We start from the raw sequence: 19,515 nt of genomic DNA, 5'->3' as shown, positions 1-19,515 counted from the left end.
GGGAAACCACGCGGAGGCGGGACGTGGCGCAGCTTGGTAGCGCACTTGACTGGGGGTCAAGGGGTCGTCGGTTCGAATCCGGCCGTCCCGACCGATTGACCTGGGCAGATGAAGATCTTCTCAGGTAACGGCGGTAACATCCGGTAACGGATGATCTTTGTTGGCGGTAATCGCGTGAGTCTTGGCCGTCGATGTGCGCGCTTAAAACGCTCTGACCTGCCGCTTCATCTGCGTCCTGGATGAAGCGGCATTCTGGTTCTTGATTGCGCGGTAAGTGATGCCTGCGGCTGTCCCTTGGTCGCCGGTAGGGCATCGCTGTGGTTGCCACCTGGGGATGAGGCAGCCAGGAAATGGTCGCTGAGGAGCCAAGAGCGCGTCGCCGTGGCCGTCTCCGAGATGTAGTCGAGCGAGGTTAACCAGGGATTCCAGGGCATGCCGCGCGGCATGTTAGTGGCACCACTCCTGGGTCAGCTGAGCTGGTCGCAGTCGGAGGCGACCAGCGCTGCCTGGTTCTAGACGGCAGACATCTGTCAACGCCGGCTGAATTATCACGCCGCGCCGACAACTTCCTCCGGGAACCCATCAGGCTTCTGATCCTGGATGTCCGTCAAAGCGGGTCAGGCCCTCGGGCCTTGCCGATCAAGCCGAGGTGGGTGTGCTCGAATCCTTCGGCCGTCTTGAGGCCGTAACCGAGGCCGCGATCGACGGCGATGTGGAACACCCAGGCAAGGGCCAGAACTCCGAGCCAACCGATCCGGTCGCCGAACCCGGCCGCGGCCACGGCTACCGCGCCCAGCGCAGCCGGCAGCGTGTAGGAGTGCGCCAGGTTGTAGCAGAAGGCCCCGAGGCGTGGCCCGCGCAGGTAGCCGAGCATGGACAGGTCGAAGACGAGGAAGAGGGCAAGCAGCGACCACCACGGGTACCCGGCGGTGACGGTCACGACGACGGCGAGAGCCGCGACGACGAGGCCCTCGACGCGCTGCACTGCGACCGGACTCAGGTACGGCATCTCACACCTCGATGTCGGTCAGGGACACGGGTGGGTTGTCTTCCCGTCGCTGGCCTGACCTTGGGAAGAGGATAGACCGGCGGTGACGACCCTCGTGCTCCGTTACCGGACAACAGCTTCGTCGAAGGCGACCAGCCGCCCCGCGAACCAGGCAGGGTCGGCCAGGTGGGGGTAGGGGGTGACGGCCGGCGCCGATTCGACGAGCGCACCGGGAAGGCGGCTGCGCAGCCAGTCGGGGTAGTCGTCGGCGAGGGGCAGGCCGCGCAGTGGCAGGTACGGCGTGGGTTGCTGCGTCGGCATCAGGTTCTCCATGTATGTGGTCAGCTCCTGCGGTCCGAGGTCGAGCAGAGGAGACCCTCAGCCACATGTCGGAGGCACCCGACCGGCGCGTGCGGATGAGCGAGCTCGCCTACCTGGCCAACGGCTCGCTGTCCCGCCTCTCCAACCTTGTCAATCGGTTCGAGCAACGAGGTTGGGTCACACGATTTCCCGACCCGGCGGACCGTCGCTACACGATCACCGCCCTCACCGACGCAGGCTACGACGTTGTTGTCGCGGCCGCGCCGGCCCATGTGCGCTCGGTGCAGCGGTACGTGCTCGACCCCTCACCCCCGCCGACCGACGCGCCCTGATGCGCATCGCCACCAAACTCAAGGTGCGGCAGGTCGACCTGGCCCAGGAGACGACCGTTCCTCGATAGGCCCGGCCGGGCCGCCGCGATCCTCATCGCATCGGGTGCCGCTCGGCGAACTCCCATACGATCTGGCTGGCGTCGGGGCCTGCGTGATCGGTGTAGCGGCCGTCGCCGTCCGGGCCGGGCCAAGCGTGCCCCATGTTCTGGACGCGGTACGCCTCGACGATCGGCGAGCCGTCCGGTGCTGTGATCGTCGAATGCGTGTACGCATGCCGGCCCGCCTCGGCCGGCACGGACACGGTCTCCTCGGTCGGGTCGAGGCTGTTGTTGGGTAGTCCGTCGTCGACGAGGTCGCCCACGGCGGTCCAGTGTGCGACGAGTCGGGTGGCGACCAGGGGCGGCACGACCTCGTCCTGCTCGCCCTGGATGACTAGCAGCGGCACGCGCCGGGCCCGCTCACCCATCTGGGCCCAGGCTTGACGTGCCGTGTCCAGTGGCGACGTCGAGTCCGGGTTGTCCGGGTCGACCTGGTTGAGTCCGTACTCGCCGCCGGCGACCGAGGTCGCCGTGGCGAAGACGTCGGGGTAGGTCGCTGCGAGGATGACGGCGGTCCCCGCGCCCGACGAGGCGCCGGCCACGTGCACCCGATCCGGATCCGCGTCGTACTTCTCGACCACCTGGCGGGCGACACCGGCGAGCAGCGCGGGTTCGCCGCTGTCTCGGTGCTGCTCCCGGGGGTCGGTGGAGTTCCAGCAGGCGATCACGTTACGGGAGATCAGTTGCGTGGGATAGGCGACGATGAAGCCCTCCCGGTCGGCCAGGCGGTTGAACTGGGTCGTGGACTTCATGGAGTTCCACCCGTAGCCGGTCATGCCGCAGCCGTGGATCGCCATGACGACCGGCAGTCGGGCCGTCCCGTCGTGGTGGGGAGGAAGGTGGACCTGGTAGCGCTGCGAACCGGCGTCGCCGTCGTAGACGTGGTTGCGGTCGCCCTCGCCCATCTGCCAGGGCAGGCCGAGCTGAAGAGCGGCGACGCCGACGCTGACGGCGGCCACGACGGTCACGAGGACGCCGGAGACGATCCGGAGCCAGCGCCGTCGTGGAGGACGGGTGGGCTCGGCGTCGGCATCCGGTGCGGAAGGCGGGGAGGTCACGCGTGTCTCCTTTCTTGTGCGGAAGCGCTCGGCGTGGGTCTGGTGTGCCGGATAGCTGAGGTTGGCCGACGCCGTCACCGGCGTGGTAGTTGTCCCGCGCCAGGCATGGCGCAGCCTGAGCAGGACCTCGTCGGCGGTGCCCGCCAGGTGCACCTACGCCGGGACGGGCAGCGCTACCTCGCGCGGGCCGTCCCCGGTCGGCGCCCTAAGGATTTGGGTCGACGAGCCTCTCGTGGGCTGCCCACACCACGGGCTGCGCTAGTCCTGCAGCACGTACGTATGGAGTAGCGGGTCAGCCATGCGGTGTCTGACCGCAGGGGTGACCCGCGTGGTCGCAGTACGGTTGAAGACGGCTCTGCCGGGCAGGCACACAGGAAGGCCCTGGTCTCGGCGCGTGGGCCTTCCGGCGTGTCGACGCTCAGCTCTCCGTGCACGATCAACTGTCCGACGGAGTGGGGCGTGATCTACGTGGGCCGGTCCGTGTCTCGGCCCCGCCGTCCACGAGCTCGTACTGCAGTGCCCCCGAGGGGCAGCGCCGCACCACTTCGGCCACGCGCTCGGCCTCGGCACCGTCGGGCCGAATCCACGGGCGCTGGCCCGTGTCGAAGACCTCCGGCAAGCCGCGGACGCACTCGGCGGCGTGCAAGCAACGCCTCGCCTCGAACGTGACAGTGATCTTATTGCCCTCGTACGCCTTCTTGTTGGCTCCGCTGCTCATAGCGGCCTCCGTCGTCGCGATGCTCGGCGGTTCAGTCACTGACCCTGCTGTAGGCCTGGTACACCAGGTTCTGATACTCGGGGTGCCTGGCGATCCACCCCGCGATAAATGGGCAGGTGGCCAGGACCAGCAGGTTCGCGGCGCGCGCCTCGTCGAGGGCGGTGCGGGCCAGTGCTGACCCGACTCCCCTTCCCTCGTACTCCGGCGAGACCTCGGTGTGTACGAACGCGACGAGTTCCGTGGTGCGGATGTACTGCGCGACCCCCGCGACCTTGGACTCTCCGTCGACGCGGGCCTCGTATCGCTTGGCCTCGGGCACATCACTCACTCTTACCGCCATGTCTCCTCCAGGTGTCTTCAGCGTGGATCTCAAGCCACGGTGGTTCGTTCAAGTTGATGCATCACTTGGTTTCACCGGCCTCCGGTGGCCGACCCGTTATCAGGACTTGGTGGACAACGCGTCGCTGGACGTCGCCAAGTTGTGCGGGCGCAGCCGTCACCGCGTCGTCTCGGTGAAACGCGGCGATCCCGCGGTCACCACCCAGTGTGCGTCAGCAACCGGCCGCGACCAGTGACACCGCGTCACATGCGGTGATGACACGGCGCCACTACCGGACCGGCTGCGTACGCGCTTCAAGGAGACCTGTCACCGAACGACTTAACGTCATCTACAGCGGCACTCATTCAGTGGTGCTCGATGCGCCAGCGTCTCTTGAACAGGACGACGAACATCCCAAGCCCGAGCCCGAGCCCGACGGTCCCACTACCAGCGGAGACAGGCCAAGTGACGTTGGAGTATTAGCCTCGATCTTCACGGCTGATGTCGGGCATTCCGGTCCCGCGCTTGCAACCGCTCATGTCGACGCGGCCGGGTCCGGGGCGGGGCGCCGGCGGAACCGACCATGCCTCGCCCATCGCCGATCACCACCCTGTTCCGAGAACCAGGCCGTTGCTGGCGCTGAATCGAGGCAGACCTCGCATTCGCGTCTCAGCGTGGAATCCTGACGAGGGAGCCACTCCAATCGGGCGTCCTTGGCGTAATCCATTCCGTCGTCGCCACGACAACAATAGTGGCAGTCTCGGGGAACTTCCTGTGCGTGCTCGTTGCCGTGCCACGCGAATCTCGGGTGCGCACCGCCACCGCGGCTCGGCGCACCCGGGATCGAGGCGCCCACGGGGCAGCGGCCGGCTCTTTACGACAACCTCGGACGCCGTCTCGTGCGACCTCGTCCGCTCGATCGGCGACCGGCACAGCGCGGCTCCCTTCGGGCACCGCAGGCCGGTGGAACCACACGCCGCAGCGCCGAGGTTCGGCGACGGCGACACCACCTCAGCCGGTCCGGAGCCGCTCGGACAGCTCGCAGACCGCCGCCTCGTATCGGTCGTCCGTCACGCACGGCTGATGACCGCACATCGCGGGCCAAACCGTGTCACGGCCTCGGGCATCGAGATCCTGCGGATCCCGAAGCCGGCGGTCCACCTCGGACCGTTGTCGCAGGGCGTCGTCATCCCCGCGTCCGGACGTGAAGATCCAGCCGCCGATGGGATCGGTGTCACGCCACAAGTTCACCCAGCGCCAGCCCAACCGGCGGCCGGCCTCACTCAGCACATCCCTGCCCACGTACGCTGGGAACAGGGTGCTGTAGAAGCGTCTGAGCGGGGAACCGTGCGTCAGCAGGGCAACCCTGGAGAGCACGGACGGCTCTAGTTGCAGGACGCTCGCCAGAGCGAGTACCGACCCGTGGCTGTGCGCCGCTACCAACACGTACCTCCCTTGCCGGACCAGCATGCTGATACGGCAGGCGAGTTCGGGCACGGCGCGCTCGGCGTAACACGGTGGGGCGAAGGGGTGAGCGGCACGCGGCCAGAACATCCCGAGGTCCCAGAGCATCCCGATGTAGCGACGAAAAGTGGTCATACGGTAGGCGAACAGCCCTCCGAAGAACAGACCGACGAACAGCAACGCCATCAGGTAGCTGCCCAACTGGGTGCCCGCACTGACGAAATCGGACGGCAGGTTGACCAGGTTCTCCACGGCGAGACTCGGCTGCAGCTCGTCGAGGGCCAGAGCTGTGAAAGCCAGGCTCAGCGCGACGAGGCAGCAGTAGGTCAGCCCGAGCGGGCACAGTCGTTCCGTGAATTGCGCCCGGGCGATTGCGTCGCGCACCTGTGTCCGCCGTCGGGCCGTCCTCGCATCCGCCTCAGGAAAGTCACGCGCGACGATGCCGTCCGCTGCCCGCCGTCGATGCCTCCGCGTGAACAGCACCATCACCGCACCCGCGACCGCTGCGCCAATGACCGACACGAAGAAGCCGAACATCGTCCACTTGTACGGCAGAACAGGGCTGGTGGGCAGCACGTCGGGGGTGGGCAGGTCGCGGTCGAGGTAATCCGATACGCGGTAGTTGAACTCGGTGGCGAAGCCGACCGCCAGTCCCACCGCCAGACACGCGAACAGCGGCGCACCCGACCAGCGCAGCCTCCCAAGGCTGCCCTCCCGGCCCACCAGTGCCGCGATCCCGAGCAGCGCCAGCAGGACGCCCTGCGTCCCGAAGAGCAGGACGACCGCGACGTCATGACCGGGCAGTCCGTTTCCGGCGGGCCACTCGCTGCGATCGAACGCGACCCGTCCGATGACGGCGATCGTCACCACCACGGCAGTCGACCGCAGGGCACGGACCACCCCATCGACCACCGGGGTGCCGGCTACGGAGTCGATCACCGAAGGTACGCACAGCAGCACGACACTGGCGACAAGGACGAGCACGGCGCAGACCGTGAGCAGGACGTTGAGAAGGCTCGGTCCACGCGCAGCCCACAACGCCGCAACCAGACTGAGATCGAGCACAGCGAGGCCGGTCGCCACATGGATGGAGCGAAGTCGCACCACTCCCGGCGTGGCGTTGGGTGTCCCGATCGCGCCCAGTGGTGTGTCGGCCGGCTCACCCGTAGGAGGGATGAAGTTGTCATACCAGCGACCGCACCGGGAGCCCACCAGCCACAACACCCAGATCGCGGCGACGGGCACCAGCGCTAGCAGCGCAATGCGCAATCCGACCGGTTGACCGCCGAGCCAGGACAGCCAGGTCCGGCCCCCGAGACAACTACCCAGGGACATGCACTTGCAGGCGAGCAGGTCCAACGCCACACCGACGAAAGACAAGACGTACAGGGCCGTGAGGCTCAGGCCGACCAGCCTGCAACCTACCCAGACCACACCGCCGCTGACCTTCGCCCGCGGCCGCATCCATGCCGCCGCGTTGCATGCCATGAACGGCAACAGCAACACCAGCGACAGCGTCCTTGCGGCGGCTCCGCTCCGCAGATCGCTCCACCGGTATGTCTCCAACACCACGCCGCAGGCGCCTCGGGAGTCACCATAACCTCGGCGGGGCCGGTAGAAGCCGCCCTTGCTGTCGCCGGCGACCCGCTGCACGTGCGGCCGATCCAGGATGTCATCCGCGCCGGCACCCAACACGCCGTGCACCCGCAACTCAACGACGTCACCCGGCGTGTGGCACCCACCCCGTGCACGGCACGGCGATGATTCCGGCATTCTTACCTCGCAGGCTGGGACAGACCTCGGAGCGAAGCGCTGGCCAGCCGTGCATACCCGAACGAGCCCATTACAGACGGGACTGCGTAGATTTCCGTCTTGACCTGGGTTTGGTCCGTTGGACAGGACGTTGATCCTGTCAGACCTGAAATATGCCTAGCAGTCGTAGTCGTAGCGCCGGTCGGCGTAGATCCGGTGGGGTCGGCTGCTCACCCCTCCTCACGTTCAGACAGAACGATCCTCGTGTCCTGAGGACACGCCCAACATCGTTTCGTTAGGGGTTCTTGGTGTTGGTGTCGATGGTGTAAACCACGTCTGGCCCGACGTCATGGCGGGTGATGCCGGGTACGTCGGGGATGTCAAGCAGTGGTTCGTACGGGGTACCTTGGACCCGGTCGCGCAGCAGGACGACGCTGCGGATGCCGAGCTGGTGCAACCGATCCAAGGCCGGCTCGCTGGGGAAGGTCGCCATAACGTCGCGGATCGCCTGACGGTTGGGTGTGGTGTAGCTGGCCGCACCGTTGACCATGGTGGGAAAACCGTCGGTCGACCAAAGTAGGACGTTGAGGTCGATACCGTCGTTGGACGGCAATACCATGATGGGAGCGTGCGCGGAGGCTAGCGCCATCGCGGCCGGTTTGGCTGGGGTTTGGGGGTGGTTCAGGTCAGGTAGGCCCTCAGCTAGCACGAGGACCAGCAACGGAACGGTCAGTAGCCGTGCCGCTTCCACCGACCATTTCGGCTCGGCGCCCCTGCGAGCCACCTCGGCCAGCTGGGTAACCAGGCCGGCCGCGAGGATGGCCAGGCAGAGAGTGGGCCACAAGATCAACCGGCCTGGTGTACGGGATCCATCGAACCCGGGCACATAAAGATAGAGCAGGCGGTAGATCGGCCCGTTCGTGCCCAGCGCGAACAACACTCCGACGACCGCCCCAAACAGCAGCAGAAGCCGTTGCACCAGTGACCAGCGGGATAGGAACAGGCCGGCGAAGGCCAGTAGATACAGTGCATACCCGCATAGCAGCACTTTCTCAGTCGGTACGCCACCAAGAGCGGTGCGGGCGTCGTTGTGCAGGGTGCCCCAGGGCAGTGAGGACTGCGGCGCCACGAGAAGTCCGCGCAGTGTCGGGGAGAAGTGCGCGACGTAGTCCCAGTCCCGGGTGACATGTGGGTTGAGCTCGCGCACGTGTTGGTACGCGTACGCGAAGTATCCGGTCACCGCGGTGAAGACCAGCCCGCCGATCAGATCAGCGACGATCAGCCGGAGGCTGAGGCGTGGGCGGTGGATCAGCCAGGCTGTCAGTGTGATCAGACAGAGGGCGGCGAGGACGTATACGAATCCCAGCCCGACGCCGAAGCCTAGGCTGACCTGCCAGGCCGCGACGAGCCAGCCGGCGAACGCCCATCCCGGCCGGACTCGTTCGGCAAGGTAGCCGCGGGTGAACGAGAGTCCGTGGCCGCGCGCCAGCATCGCCAGGGCCAGAGTGATACCACCGGTGGAGAGGATATTCAGATGACCGTCGTGGCCGTAGCGCCAGGGCGCATAGGCGAGGGCGGCCCCGGCTACCGCGGCGGCGACCTTATTCGCGCCAAGTTGGCGCAGGAGCGCGTAGCCGCCGAGGAAGGCGAGCGCGAAAGCCAGCACGAACAGGATGTTGTAGCGCAGCACGGCGCCGACTACACCGTTGCCTATCAGCCCTGCCGGGGCATAGCCGAGCAGGCTGTCGTTCAGGGCTAGGCCGTACGTGTCGGGATAGAAAGCGTTGGTATCCCACAGGCCACGCAGACCGTGGGTGAGTGCGTGGCCACCCCATCCCACCAGCCATGCTTGGGCCGTCGGGTCACCCACGTCACCGACGATGGTGTGGGCCGGGTCGGCGATCGGCACAGTCTTGGCGCCGGCAGTCAGCACGCGAACCGCGTATGGCGGAATCAGCCAGATCATCGCGACAGCGAGGAGCACTGAACCGAGGCTCGCGATGCTCAGTTCCCGCCGATGGACCCCACGTGTCAGCCAGTTCCTCGTGCCTCGACCGGCGCGCGCGAGTCGGCCAGTTTGTCCAAGCTCGCTGAGAGTGACGGCTGATGTGGGGCCTCCCGCCGGTGGCTCTACCTGCGTCATCACATTGACCCTCACTGTTGAACCGCCGCAGTAAATCATGAGCAGGGCGGCGCATAGAGTCAAGGCATCGACCAATGTCGTTTCGGTAGCCGGGCCTCACGCTGTCTGTCACTGTTCAAGGCGCCGGGGACAGTGCCCCGCCCAGACCAAGTCGGCTCCTGATGACCTCGCACGCAATCCGTGTCGGTACCGTACCGGCGGCGTCGAAGCGATGGCTCGCCCAGCAGTTCCCTCCGCCAACGCGATGACAGGTCGCTCCACTGTCCACCGATCAACTCCCGAAGACCAGGACCAGGGACAGCCGACGACTCCCTGCTGCTAATCGAACACCTCGAACCGGTCCAGGAGTACGCCGGTCTCGTCGGACAAGACGGCGGCCTCCAGTTCGAGCAGGGGTATCGCGTCGTTCCCGTGGTCGTCTTGTTCGACGAATGGTCTGCCCACGTACGGGTTCTTGCTGGTGCCGGTGGGGTCGGGGGTGTAACGCCAGTGTGCGTCGCGGTGGCGCCGGGCGATCTCGCCGACGTACCAGATCGCCCCCTGGACGAAGTCGTCGTCCGCCGGTTCGCGCAGGGCGTCCTTGGCCGGGATCCGGCGTCGTACGATCTGCTCCAGTGCCAGCAATGACTCCGGGCTGAAGTCCAGATCGTCGGCTCGGCCGGTGGCGGCGGACCACTCGGGGAATCCTTGTTCACGGATGGTCAGCCAGTGTGTGAGCCATGGATCGGTGGGTGCGGCATCCAAGGTCTCCGTGTGTAACGCCGGCTGATCGGTACGGCGCGGTTCCCAGACGCGATCCTCGTTCCGGCGCGTGGCCGCTAGCGCTCGGATACGTTCGTACGTGGCCGACCACACCGTCCCGGTGCGGTGTACAAGGGCGTCAAGGACGAGCCGCATGGGCTCGGCCGTTTCGCCGACGCCGAGGTCGGTGACGGGGAGGTCGGAGTCCGGGTCCCAGGTCCAGGCGCCTCCGCCGATGGTGAGCAATACTTCCCCAAGGTAGCCGCCGGCTGCTTCGGCCAGTCCCTCGCCTGGCGGCTGCCCGGCCGGTGTCTCGGCGAGCAGTGTGTGTTCGAGGTCGCGTAGGGATTCGACGGAATTATCGAGGGACTCGTCGGGTCCGACGACGAAATCCTGGAGTCCCGCAAGCATCGGCTCGAGCCGCTCGCGCCAGTCGTCGAGCTTCGCTTCGGTCGCGTCCTGCACGAGGGTCACCGTAGCAATGCGGCGATGCCCGAAACCTTGCTGGCGATCAAGCCGCCAGAGGTAACTTCCCACCAACCGCATCGGGAACGGCGCTCGAACCCTGTGCCGGCGGTCGAGCCGGTCGACGTAATGTCGGCGCTGTCACCAGGTGCCCCGCACTCGGATGACGGGGGGCGAGTGGGTGGTCTATACGCCAGTTGTACGGCGATTGTACGGGCCACACCGTACCGTTCTGCTGTCCAGACCGGCCCATCGGGGAGCACCCCCGTGCGCCCTGGATGCGCGGCAACGCACGACGCCCAAGCGGGACCGTTTATCCACACCCCGCGCGCGGCGACCCTCGCCCCACAGTCGTACTACTGGAGGATCTTGCCTCATGCGTAAATCCATCGTGGCCGCCGCGACGGCGCTGAGCGTTGTCGCGACCGGTCTCGCCGTGGCTGGAGTCGTCGTGCCCGCCGGGCCGGCGGCTGCGGCGCTCAGTGACGTTCCCGCGGACTGTAGCGTCTCCACGGCGGCGTACCGTTCCGATGGACAGCGTCTCAGCTACGTGTACTCCGACAGGACGACCAGCACCAAGGCCTACGCCAACGACAACCTTGGCTGGGTGCCGTCGGCGCATCAGCAGATCGGTGCCTCTGGTGACGACACCAGCTTCCGCAGCACCGAGTACGCCGCCCATCCGACCGACGGCTGGCTCTACAAGGTGAGCCGCCAGGGCGAGTTGGTCGACGGCACCTGGAGAGTCACGGCGATCACCGCCAGCCGCTTCAAGAACGGGTTCTCCGATACCCGCATCCTCGCATCGGCGTCGCCGTACCTCTACCGCGTGGCGGGCACTTCGCTCTACCGCTACACGGAGACCTACGTGGACGACGTGTTCACGCTCTCCGCGCCGGTGAGGCTGACCACCACCGGCTGGGACACGGTCAACACACTGACCTACGAGCGCAGCGGCGGAACGGGCAGCGCCGCCGTGGACGTGCTGATCGGTACCAAGGCCAACGGGGAGCTCAAGGAGTGGCGAGTCAACCGGGCCACCCCGACAACGATCACCTCGAAGGTACTGCGGTCGAGCGGCTGGGGACCCTTCACCAGCCTCAGCACGGGCTACTGTGACGCGCACCCCAACGGCCGGCCGCTGCTCGGGATCACCGCCGCCGGTTCGGCCTCCGTGCACTTCGACGCCCTGAAGACGGACGGAGTCGGCACGGACATCAAGGGTGGCTCCCTCGGTTCGCTCGGCTGGACCGCGAAAGCTTACGGTCAGTAGCGGGAGGACCTCCGTGAGTCCGTCCGAGACTAGCTGTCCTCGGACGGACTCGTCCGAACTCACAACGGCGCCGTGCCGACGATCCTGACCCGGGATTGTCGGCACGGCGCCGTTGTGAGTTCGAGTGAAACGCCGTCCAACACCTTCAGTCCGTGTGCCGCGACACGCTACGTAGCCACGGGTGATCAGCGACCGGAAGGCGGCCGGACGTTGGCCTCGGTCGCGGTGACGCACACCTCGGACGGCGAGCCGAGATCGATGAGGCCGGTGTAGCTGCGCTTCAGCGACGCCGAGACGTCCGTGCCGAAGGTGACACGGTCGAGGCTGGAAGCGCCGCACGTCCTGAAGCCAGCGCACGTACCGCTCGGTGCACACGCGAGCAACCGATAGCGGCTCTAGGTGTACTGCCCAGGGGCGTTGGTCAACCTGGTGATGGGTGGCCGGCCGCTGGTGGCGGTGTGGGTCGGTGGTGATTGTAGTGATGTAGCCAGGCGGGTAGGGCTGTTCGGCGGGCGTTCTCAGAGCCGTAGAAGCGCCGTCGGCGATCGGCATCTTGCCGTGCGCGTCGAGGTAGGCCCGCATGACGACAAGCTCGTCCGAGGGCTCCTCGACCAGGATGGCGCGCTTCGCCCGAGGGGACCCGGCGACGGCTTCGTTCTACAGCTGACGGGCTTGGTCAATCGTCACCGCTCGCTCGACACTCTCGCGTCCGACCGCGGCCGACGAGTCGCCGAGCGAGGAACCACGGCCACCGATGCATGATGCCGTCAGCCTCGGGTAACGGTTAGGGCTGAGGCGTGCCGGAAACGGCCTGCGAAGGAGGTGGATCCATGGACCGAGCAGGATGGATTATTTCGATCATCGCCATCCTCCTCGTCGCGACGATCGCGTACCGCATCGAACGTCGTAGCAGGAGACGGTGAACTGATTGGCAAGTTGTCGCCGGCGGCGGCCGAATCCGTGGGACTCACCGGCCCGCGAGCCGATCCGTCCTTCCCGTTGCGGCCGTCCGGCCGGCGACCGTCCCTCAAGGGAGGGTCTCATGAACCACCACGCAGCTACCACGAACGTGCTGGAGTTCCAGCCGACCGAAATCACTCCGTCGACTCTGACCTACACGCTGGAGGACCGTTCGGAGACCTTCGCGAAGTCGGTCGCGGACCTCAACGGCAAGATCCCGAACGTGCATCTGGCCGATGTCATTCGCGACGTGAACCATAGTGCGAAGGCCTCGTGCGGCAAGCCGCCGACCCCCGACTCCGTGCAGTTCTGTTGGAACGACGAGGACAACGAAGGCACCACGTGGATCCCGCAGGGGCTCACCGGGTCCTGGGACGCCGACGATGACGGCCGGTTCGGCGAGCACCGCGTCATCGCGGCGACCTGGTACGACGCCGAGGGCCTCGACGGCACCAACCGGGGCAGCCGGATCACGTTCGTCAACTACGACGACCCGGACAAGCCCGAGTACCGTCACGTCCTGCTTGTCGTTCCCGACCGCAAGGGCAGTTTCCACGCCGCGGTGTCGCACGTCGGCGGTGTCACCTGGGTCGGCTATCGGCTCTACGTCGCCGACACCAATGCGATCCGCCTGTTCGACCTGCACAACATCTGGCGCACGATTCCCGACCGTTCGCACAAGCGGATCGGGATGGTCGGCGGGAAGGCGTACGCGGCAGACTACCGCTACGCGGTCCCGCAGGTCGGCTACTACACGCCGCAACCGGACCCGACGCGGTTGCCGCTGCGCATTTCCTCGATCAGCCTCGACCGCAGCAGTTCGCCGAACTCGCTCGTTACCGCGGAGTACAAGGAGGACCGCGAGGGGGTCCACTCGCCGAAACCCGCCGACGCGCGGATCGTCCGGTGGAACCTCGACGGTAAGGGCAAACTCGCGGCGTCCGATGGCCTGGTCAGCTCCGATGCGGTGTACGTGACGTCACGGGCGAACGTCAACGGCGCGATCACACACGGAGACGAGTTCGTGCTGACCAGCAGCGAGTTCGATCGCAAGCCCGCCTGGATCCACCGCGCTACCGTGGGCACCTCGCGGCAGTACACCAGCGTCGCGGCGGGAGGACCCGAGGACCTGACCTACCAGCCGCAGGGCAAGCGGATGTGGACACTCACCGAGTACGACGGGCAGCGCACGGTGTTCGGCATCCCACTGTCGTCGATCGGCGACGCCTGACCGCGTAGCCCAGTGCGCGCCGGACTCGCGCGGCCAAGCCACCACCCGCGCGAGCCGGTGCGGTGCCTGGCGCGGTCGCCGGCATCCTCGCCCAGACCGGAATGACGCTCGACCCGGAACCGCCATGATCAATCAAGCCTCAATCGTTCAACCTCTGTAGCGTGGTCAGCGGCTACCGACGCTGAGGAGGGCCCTGTGCAGATCGCCGTCACCACTCCGAACGGCAACGTCGGACGCCACGTGGTTGCCATGCTGATCCGAGCCGGCGTGCGGCCGCTGGTGCTCGCCCGCCACCCGGACCGGCTGCCGCCGTCAGTGCGAGCCGAAGCCGACGTGGCGGCAGTCGACCTGTACGACGCGGACGGCGTGGTCGCCGCGACTCGGGGCGCGGACGCCCTCTACTGGGTCGACCCGACCACAGACAGCGAGGACCCGCTCGGCGACTATGCCCGGGCCACCACCGCCGTGGTTCGCGCGGTCACCGAGAACCAGCTCCGCCGGACCGTGTTCCAGAGCAGCGTCGGTGCCGAGCGCCGGCACGGGGCCGGAGAGATAGACGGCCTCGCCGCGACCGAGGTCGCCCTGGACGCCACCGGCACCACCGTCGCACACCTACGCTGCGGATTCTTCTTCACAAACCTCCTGCTTCAGCTCGACGCGATCCGCGGTGGACGAATCCCGATCATCCTGCCCGTCGATCAGCCAATGGCGTGGGTAGCTCCACGCGACATCGCCGAGGTCGCTGTCACCCGGCTGCTGTCGCCGGCATGGTCCGGCCGCGTCGTGCAAGCCGTACACGGACCGACGGACCTCACCTGGGCACAAGCGGCCGAGATCGTCAGCGCGGCCACCGGGCAACCGTGCACCGTCGAGCGAATCTCCGACGAAACCATGCGCGAGAACCTGCGTGCCAGCGGGATGACGGCAGGGCTCACCGACGCCGTGATCGGCATGTCCAGCGGTCTGCGCGACGATTTCGTCCCCGAACAACCGCGCACCATACGAACCACGACACCCACCACCCTCGCCGCCTGGGCATACGACGTCCTGCGCACCCAGCTGTGATCGGAAACCTGGTCGCCGCTCAGCAACGGCTCAGGCAAGATCGGATCCGAGCTGAGGCGTAGCTGTCGATCTGGTGCCGTTGCGGAGGGGTATGGGTGTTCTCCGCCGCTGGCCTCTGAGCTGGACCGCCTGCGCGCCGGCGGGGCAACGTCGCTCGATCTCGTTTGCCGAGGATGAGCGGCCAGAACGGGTTGGGTGCCCACCCTTTCGCTGTAATCGTCGCTTATGGGAAGGGGCGGACGTCGACCCTGCTGAGGCAGGCGTCCGGACCGGTGAGGTGGCAGGGGTGGCGTTGGGTACGCCGCGCGGCGCTCGCCTGGCGAACCTGACCCCACCCGGCGTGCCGGCCGTCCGCTGCTCGGTCGAGCTGTCGTACCTCCGTCACTCCTCGTCACGCCATCGGGATTGACCCCTCTTACCTACGTCCCATACCGTTGGCCACATCAATTCACGGGGGTGAATGATGTATCCAACGGATGTCTCTCGGTCCACTGTCCACCGGAGACGACTGCCTACTGGACGATCCAGGCCGCTGACGCCCACTGCGCCGGCCGAACGTCCGTCTCCGCGTACGGCGCTCCGGGTTGTGCCCGAGCTGATCCCGTACGTGTCAACGCCCTGCACGCCGCCGATCCGCGTCGGAAGCTGACGCGCGCTCGCCGAGCGGTCACCACCGACCCGCGCGCTAGCCCCAGTTCCGTCGGTCCCGACGGCGGCTCAGTTGCCAGGCCGCTCCCCGCGACCATCGCGCACCTCACGAGATCCCGATCCTCCCTAGCGACGACCAGGCCTGGCCTGGTCGGTTGGAGCTGCCATGTCTGTCCATGTTGGTCACGTCGCCGCCGGCCCAGCGAAGGCGAGCGGGCTGCCCAGCCGCAGCCGCTCCAACGGGTGGCCCGGATTGGCACGGCTGCGCTGGCTCGCGGCCGCCACCGCGCTGCTGATGCCGGTGGCGGGGTTGCCGGTGCTGGCCGAACGGCCGGCCGCCGCGGCACCCGCCGCTGCCCCCTGCGTGGCGGAGGCCGCCTCCCCGGCGCAGGCACTGGCCGTGGCGAAGGACTGTGCCGGGCCGGTGGTGGTCGGCTCGTCCCGCTCCGAGTACGCGCAGGTCACGGCGCAACCGGACGGTCGGCTCAGGTTCGAGTCGGGGGTGGTTCCGCAGTGGACCCGCCGCGCGGACGGCACCTGGGTGGACGTCGACCTCGACCTGGCCCGGGGCTCGGACGGACGGGTACGGCCGGCGGCGTCGGCGGCGGAGGTGGCGTTCTCCGGCGGCGGGTCGGCTCCGCTGGCGACCCTGACCAGGGATGGGAAGACCCTCACGGTGGGCTGGCCGGCCGCGCTGCCCGCGCCGGTGCTCACCGGCGACACCGCGACGTACCCCGAGGTGTTGCCCGGCGTCGACCTCGCGGTCCAGGCGACCCGGACCGGCTTCACCCACGTGCTGGTGGTGAAGACGGCCACGGCGGCGGCCAACCCGGCGCTGCGTCAGATCCGATTCGACCTGGGCGGCGACGCGCGGGCGGTCCGGTTGCCGGACGGGTCGTTGCGGGCCGACGTCGGCGCCACGGCTTTCGCCACGGCCACACCGGCGACGATGTGGAACTCCGCGGGTCAGACGACGATCGCCGGCCGGGCCGGTGTGGCGTCGGCGTCCGCCGAGCGCTCCTCGGTCGACGGACCGGCGGCGACCGCGCGGACCGTACTGGTGGAAACCGCCGTCGACGCCACTGGTGACCTGCTGCTGACCCCGGACCCGGCCATGCTCGGCGCAGACGAGGGCGACTTCCCGGTCTTCATCGACCCGGCCTGGTCGGTGAAGCAGAACCGCTGGGCGTACGCGACCAACAACGGCTGCTCCAACTCCGACGTCAGCGTGGCCCGGGTCGGGCTGAGCCCGGAAGGGCCCTGCCAGGGGCAGCTCTACCGGTCGTTCTTCCAGTTCCCCCTTACCGCCATGAAGGGGAAGCACATCGAGAGCGCGTACGTGCAGATGAAGCTGGACCACTCATGGTCGTGTGACGACAGTTGGGCCTACATGTACCACGTGCCGGCGATCGACCATGCCATGCAGGCGACCTGGTCGAAGATGAAGCTCAACGCGATCATGGACGGTGCGCCGGGGCACGCGAACGAGGCGGGTGGCTGTGGTGTCATCCAACCCGACATGATCATGAACTTCGAGTCCGGCGTGGTGACCTCGAAGGTCCAGGCCGTCGCCAGCGCGGGCGGCACCGCGATCACTGTCGGCTTCGCCGCCCGGGACAGCGGCGGTGACGGCGAGTCCACCCAGGGCCGGTGGAAGAAGTTCTTCCCGAACGACGCCAAGCTGATCGTCGACTACGACTCCATTCCGGGCAAGCCGAACGGTCTCCAGGTCGCCGGTGTCGCCTGCCTGCCCGACGGCGTACTGCCGATCGGCACGCTGGCCCCGAAGTTCTCCGCCGTCTATCCGGACGCCGACACCACCCAGAGCCTGACCGGCACCTACGAGTGGATCGAGGTGCCGGCTGCCGGCATCGGCACCGTCACCGACGCGTACCCGACCCGGCTGACCCGGCCGCCGACCGCGTCCGCACCCGCGAACGGCCGGGCCACCACCGCCGCCGTGGCCGTCGTCACCGGCAAGACGTACGCGTACCGGGTCACCGCCGTCGACCCGGCACCGTACTCGCGGTGGAGCGGCTGGTCGCCGTGGTGCCAGTTCACCGCCGACACCACAGTTCCCCCGGTCACGGTCACGCTCCAGGGCTCGCCGGGCGGGCCTGGTGAACCGGTCACCTTCCGGATCGAGTCGACCGCCACCGACGCCACGTCGTTCAAGTACGGCTGGACCGGCCCGACCACGGTGGTGACCGCCACCGGCACCCCGAAGAGCGCCACCGTGACGCTGCGACCCCCGAAGTACGGCCAGAACACGCTGTACGTCTCGGCCGTCGACGCCACCCGCAACGAGGGGTACGGCAGCGTCGAGTTCGTCGTCGACCGTCCCGCCCCGGCAATCGCCCGCTGGGGGCTGGAAACCTACCCGGGTGTCACCCAGGGCCAGGCGCTCGCCGACCAGCAGGGCGCGGTCGCCGGTGACACCCCGCTGGCCCCGACGAACGTCAGCTGGGCCGCCGACGCCCGGCTGCTCGGCGGCGGCAGCGCCGCGTTCAACGGCACCACCTCGCAGGCCGCCACCGCGGCTCCCGTGCTCGACACCACCAACTCGTTCAGCGTGGCCGCCTGGGTCAGGCCGGGTGCCCTGCCGACCAGCGACATGAAGGTGCTCACCCAGGACGCCACCGACGCCGCCCGGTTCGAGTTCGGCGTACGCCGGCAGGGCACCCCGCAGGTCCCGCACTGGTCGTTCGTCATGAAGGACACCTCGGCGCAGACCAGCGCGAGCCGGGTGGCGATCGCCCCGACCCCGTTCACCGCGGCCGAGGCGGCACGCTGGACCCACCTGGCCGGTGTCTACGACAGGACCGCCGGCAAGCTGCGCCTCTACGTCAACGGCGTCCGGGTGGCCGAGACCGACTACGTCGCGGCGCCCTGGCCCACCAGCGGTAAGTTCGTGGTCGGTCGAGGCTTCTCCGCGGGTCTCCCGTCGAACTGGTGGACCGGCAACATCGCCGACGTGCAGGTGTTCAACCGGGTGCTTGTCGACCACGACTTCACCGGCCAACTCGCCACCGACGAGTACTCCGGTGGCTTCGACGAACCCGGCATCCTCGCCCCGATCGAGGTCGGGCGCTGGGACATGAACGCCGCCAGGCCCTGTTACCAGGTCGGCATCCCGTCCACCTGCGAGGCACCGGACGGGGCGACGTGGGGCCGGCGGTTGAGTCTGACCCAGGGCGCGACTGTCGACGCCGGCTACCGCGACAGCGGCCTGATGCTCGACAAGCGCCACTTCGTGGAGGACCCGGCCGACCCGTACTTCGGCCTGTCCACGTTGGAGTACGGCTGGTCGCAGCGGAACCTGGCCGCCGAGGGCAGCCCGCCGCAGTGGCAGGACACCCCGGTGCTGCGTACCGACGACTCGTTCACCGTCTCGGTCTGGGTACGCCCGGACCAGTTCGAGCCCCGTACCTTCACCGCGGCCGGGCAGCGGGGCACCAAGGAGTCAGCCTTCTACCTCTCCCTGCGGGAGTACCGCCTTGCCAGCGGCGCGAGCGAGCACCGCTGGCGGTTCACCGTGGGCGGTGCGGACGACGACGTCACGCCGGTGCGCGTCCATGCCGAGGGAAACCGGCTGCTGACCGAGGACGACATCGGCACCTGGACCCACCTGGTCGGCGTCTACGACGCCCAGGCCACTGAGATCCGGCTGTACGTCAACGGCGTCCTGGAGCGGTCCGTGCCCTGCGCGGGGGTGTTCCGCGCGACGGGGCCGCTGACGGTGGGGGCGGCGTTGTTCACGGGCCCCGGCGAGCAGCCCCGCCTCGTCGACTACTTCCAGGGCGGCCTGGACGACCTGCTGGTCTACCAGGGCGCCCTGACCGACACCGCGGTTTCCGAACTGCACAAGTCCCAGGCACAGGCAGAGCTCCAGCCCTGAGCGCCGGTCAACCGCCGGACCGTTGACCGGCTCCGGTCCCA

Annotated in this window: 14 protein-coding genes, 1 tRNA gene and 1 pseudogene; 7 read left to right on the top strand and 9 right to left on the bottom strand. The window is 68.0% G+C overall.

From position 1 onward, the window contains the following. The first annotated feature begins 17 nt into the window (after nt 1–17). Nucleotides 18–91 (top strand) — tRNA-Pro (locus KBX08_RS19070). 516 nt (nt 92–607) lie between these two features. Here the strand turns inward: KBX08_RS19070 and KBX08_RS19065 are convergent. Together KBX08_RS19065 and KBX08_RS19060 are read right to left on the bottom strand one after the other, a co-directional pair. After that, nucleotides 608–1,009, bottom strand: coding sequence for a DUF4260 domain-containing protein (locus KBX08_RS19065; protein ID WP_210784815.1), 402 nt, complete (start codon nt 1,007–1,009; stop codon nt 608–610). Nucleotides 1,010–1,111: 102 nt separating this feature from the next. Further along, the gene (locus KBX08_RS19060) at nt 1,112–1,309 is read right to left on the bottom strand and encodes a hypothetical protein (RefSeq protein ID WP_210784814.1); all 198 of its coding nucleotides are present in this window, start codon (nt 1,307–1,309) and stop codon (nt 1,112–1,114) included. Nucleotides 1,310–1,374: 65 nt separating this feature from the next. Between KBX08_RS19060 and KBX08_RS19055 the strand changes: the two genes are divergently transcribed. Beyond that, the gene (locus KBX08_RS19055) at nt 1,375–1,641 is read left to right on the top strand and encodes a MarR family winged helix-turn-helix transcriptional regulator (protein ID WP_247669656.1); all 267 of its coding nucleotides are present in this window, start codon (nt 1,375–1,377) and stop codon (nt 1,639–1,641) included. Nucleotides 1,642–1,732: 91 nt separating this feature from the next. Here KBX08_RS19055 and KBX08_RS19050 read toward each other — a convergent pair whose 3' ends face one another. The 3 genes from KBX08_RS19050 to KBX08_RS19040 form a co-directional block, all read right to left on the bottom strand. Beyond that, nucleotides 1,733–2,797, bottom strand: coding sequence for a PHB depolymerase family esterase (locus KBX08_RS19050; RefSeq protein ID WP_210784812.1), 1,065 nt, complete (start codon nt 2,795–2,797; stop codon nt 1,733–1,735). Between the two features lie 436 nt (nt 2,798–3,233). Next, nucleotides 3,234–3,515 carry a (4Fe-4S)-binding protein gene (locus tag KBX08_RS19045; RefSeq protein WP_210784811.1) on the bottom strand — a complete coding sequence of 94 codons (282 nt, stop codon included), beginning with the start codon at nt 3,513–3,515 and terminating at the stop codon, nt 3,234–3,236. A 31-nt stretch (nt 3,516–3,546) separates the two neighbouring features. Continuing rightward, a complete protein-coding gene (locus tag KBX08_RS19040) occupies nt 3,547–3,855 on the bottom strand; it encodes a GNAT family N-acetyltransferase (protein ID WP_210784810.1) in 309 nt (102 codons plus the stop codon). Nucleotides 3,856–3,877: 22 nt separating this feature from the next. Here KBX08_RS19040 and KBX08_RS19035 point away from each other — a divergent pair, with 22 nt between their 5' ends. Continuing rightward, nucleotides 3,878–4,090, top strand: a complete 213-nt coding sequence (locus KBX08_RS19035) for a hypothetical protein (RefSeq protein ID WP_210784809.1) — start codon at nt 3,878–3,880, stop codon at nt 4,088–4,090. 755 nt (nt 4,091–4,845) lie between these two features. On the opposite strand, the gene KBX08_RS19030 is transcribed toward KBX08_RS19035, so the two are convergent. The 3 genes from KBX08_RS19030 to KBX08_RS19020 all read right to left on the bottom strand — a co-directional run bounded on the left by KBX08_RS19030 (nt 4,846) and on the right by KBX08_RS19020 (nt 10,399). Further along, nucleotides 4,846–6,993, bottom strand: coding sequence for a hypothetical protein (locus tag KBX08_RS19030; protein WP_307850580.1), 2,148 nt, complete (start codon nt 6,991–6,993; stop codon nt 4,846–4,848). A gap of 352 nt (nt 6,994–7,345) precedes the next feature. Continuing rightward, nucleotides 7,346–9,034 carry a hypothetical protein gene (locus KBX08_RS19025; RefSeq protein WP_307850579.1) on the bottom strand — a complete coding sequence of 563 codons (1,689 nt, stop codon included), beginning with the start codon at nt 9,032–9,034 and terminating at the stop codon, nt 7,346–7,348. A 477-nt stretch (nt 9,035–9,511) separates the two neighbouring features. Continuing rightward, complete coding sequence (locus KBX08_RS19020; RefSeq protein WP_210784807.1) at nt 9,512–10,399, bottom strand: hypothetical protein; 888 nt, start codon at nt 10,397–10,399, stop codon at nt 9,512–9,514. A gap of 376 nt (nt 10,400–10,775) precedes the next feature. Here KBX08_RS19020 and KBX08_RS19015 point away from each other — a divergent pair, with 376 nt between their 5' ends. Next, entirely contained in the window at nt 10,776–11,672 is an 897-nt protein-coding gene (locus KBX08_RS19015) for a hypothetical protein (protein ID WP_210784806.1), read from the top strand. A gap of 395 nt (nt 11,673–12,067) precedes the next feature. Here KBX08_RS19015 and KBX08_RS19010 read toward each other — a convergent pair. After that, nucleotides 12,068–12,207, bottom strand: a pseudogene (locus tag KBX08_RS19010) (IS481 family transposase); the annotation flags it as partial. Between the two features lie 507 nt (nt 12,208–12,714). On the opposite strand from KBX08_RS19010, the gene KBX08_RS19005 reads away from it, so the two are divergent. The 3 genes from KBX08_RS19005 (at nt 12,715) to KBX08_RS18995 (ending at nt 19,474) form a co-directional block, all read left to right on the top strand. Beyond that, nucleotides 12,715–13,863 (top strand): hypothetical protein, encoded by a 1,149-nt coding sequence (locus tag KBX08_RS19005; protein WP_210784805.1) that lies wholly within the window; start codon nt 12,715–12,717, stop codon nt 13,861–13,863. Nucleotides 13,864–14,058: 195 nt separating this feature from the next. After that, nucleotides 14,059–14,928: an NAD(P)H-binding protein gene (locus KBX08_RS19000; protein WP_210784804.1), complete on the top strand. Its 870-nt coding sequence runs from the start codon at nt 14,059–14,061 to the stop codon at nt 14,926–14,928. Nucleotides 14,929–15,742: 814 nt separating this feature from the next. Then, complete coding sequence (locus tag KBX08_RS18995) at nt 15,743–19,474, top strand: LamG domain-containing protein (protein WP_238689296.1); 3,732 nt, start codon at nt 15,743–15,745, stop codon at nt 19,472–19,474. Nucleotides 19,475–19,515 lie beyond the last annotated feature (41 nt).

The organism is Micromonospora sp. H61 (assembly GCF_018070325.1).
Taxonomy (GTDB): domain Bacteria; phylum Actinomycetota; class Actinomycetes; order Mycobacteriales; family Micromonosporaceae; genus Micromonospora; species Micromonospora salmantinae.
This window is presented reverse-complemented; position numbering and strand designations above follow the sequence as displayed.

What these genes read in the sequence shown, in the direction of transcription:
- KBX08_RS19065 (WP_210784815.1), bottom strand. Translation starts at nt 1,009, where the DNA reads ATGCCGTACCTGAGTCCGGTCGCAGTGCAGCGCGTCGAGGGCCTCGTC.
- KBX08_RS19060 (WP_210784814.1), bottom strand. Translation starts at nt 1,309, where the DNA reads ATGCCGACGCAGCAACCCACGCCGTACCTGCCACTGCGCGGCCTGCCC.
- KBX08_RS19055 (WP_247669656.1), top strand. Translation starts at nt 1,375, where the DNA reads ATGTCGGAGGCACCCGACCGGCGCGTGCGGATGAGCGAGCTCGCCTAC.
- KBX08_RS19045 (WP_210784811.1), bottom strand. Translation starts at nt 3,515, where the DNA reads ATGAGCAGCGGAGCCAACAAGAAGGCGTACGAGGGCAATAAGATCACT.
- KBX08_RS19040 (WP_210784810.1), bottom strand. Translation starts at nt 3,855, where the DNA reads ATGGCGGTAAGAGTGAGTGATGTGCCCGAGGCCAAGCGATACGAGGCC.
- KBX08_RS19015 (WP_210784806.1), top strand. Translation starts at nt 10,776, where the DNA reads ATGCGTAAATCCATCGTGGCCGCCGCGACGGCGCTGAGCGTTGTCGCG.
- KBX08_RS19005 (WP_210784805.1), top strand. Translation starts at nt 12,715, where the DNA reads ATGAACCACCACGCAGCTACCACGAACGTGCTGGAGTTCCAGCCGACC.
- KBX08_RS18995 (WP_238689296.1), top strand. Translation starts at nt 15,743, where the DNA reads ATGTCTGTCCATGTTGGTCACGTCGCCGCCGGCCCAGCGAAGGCGAGC.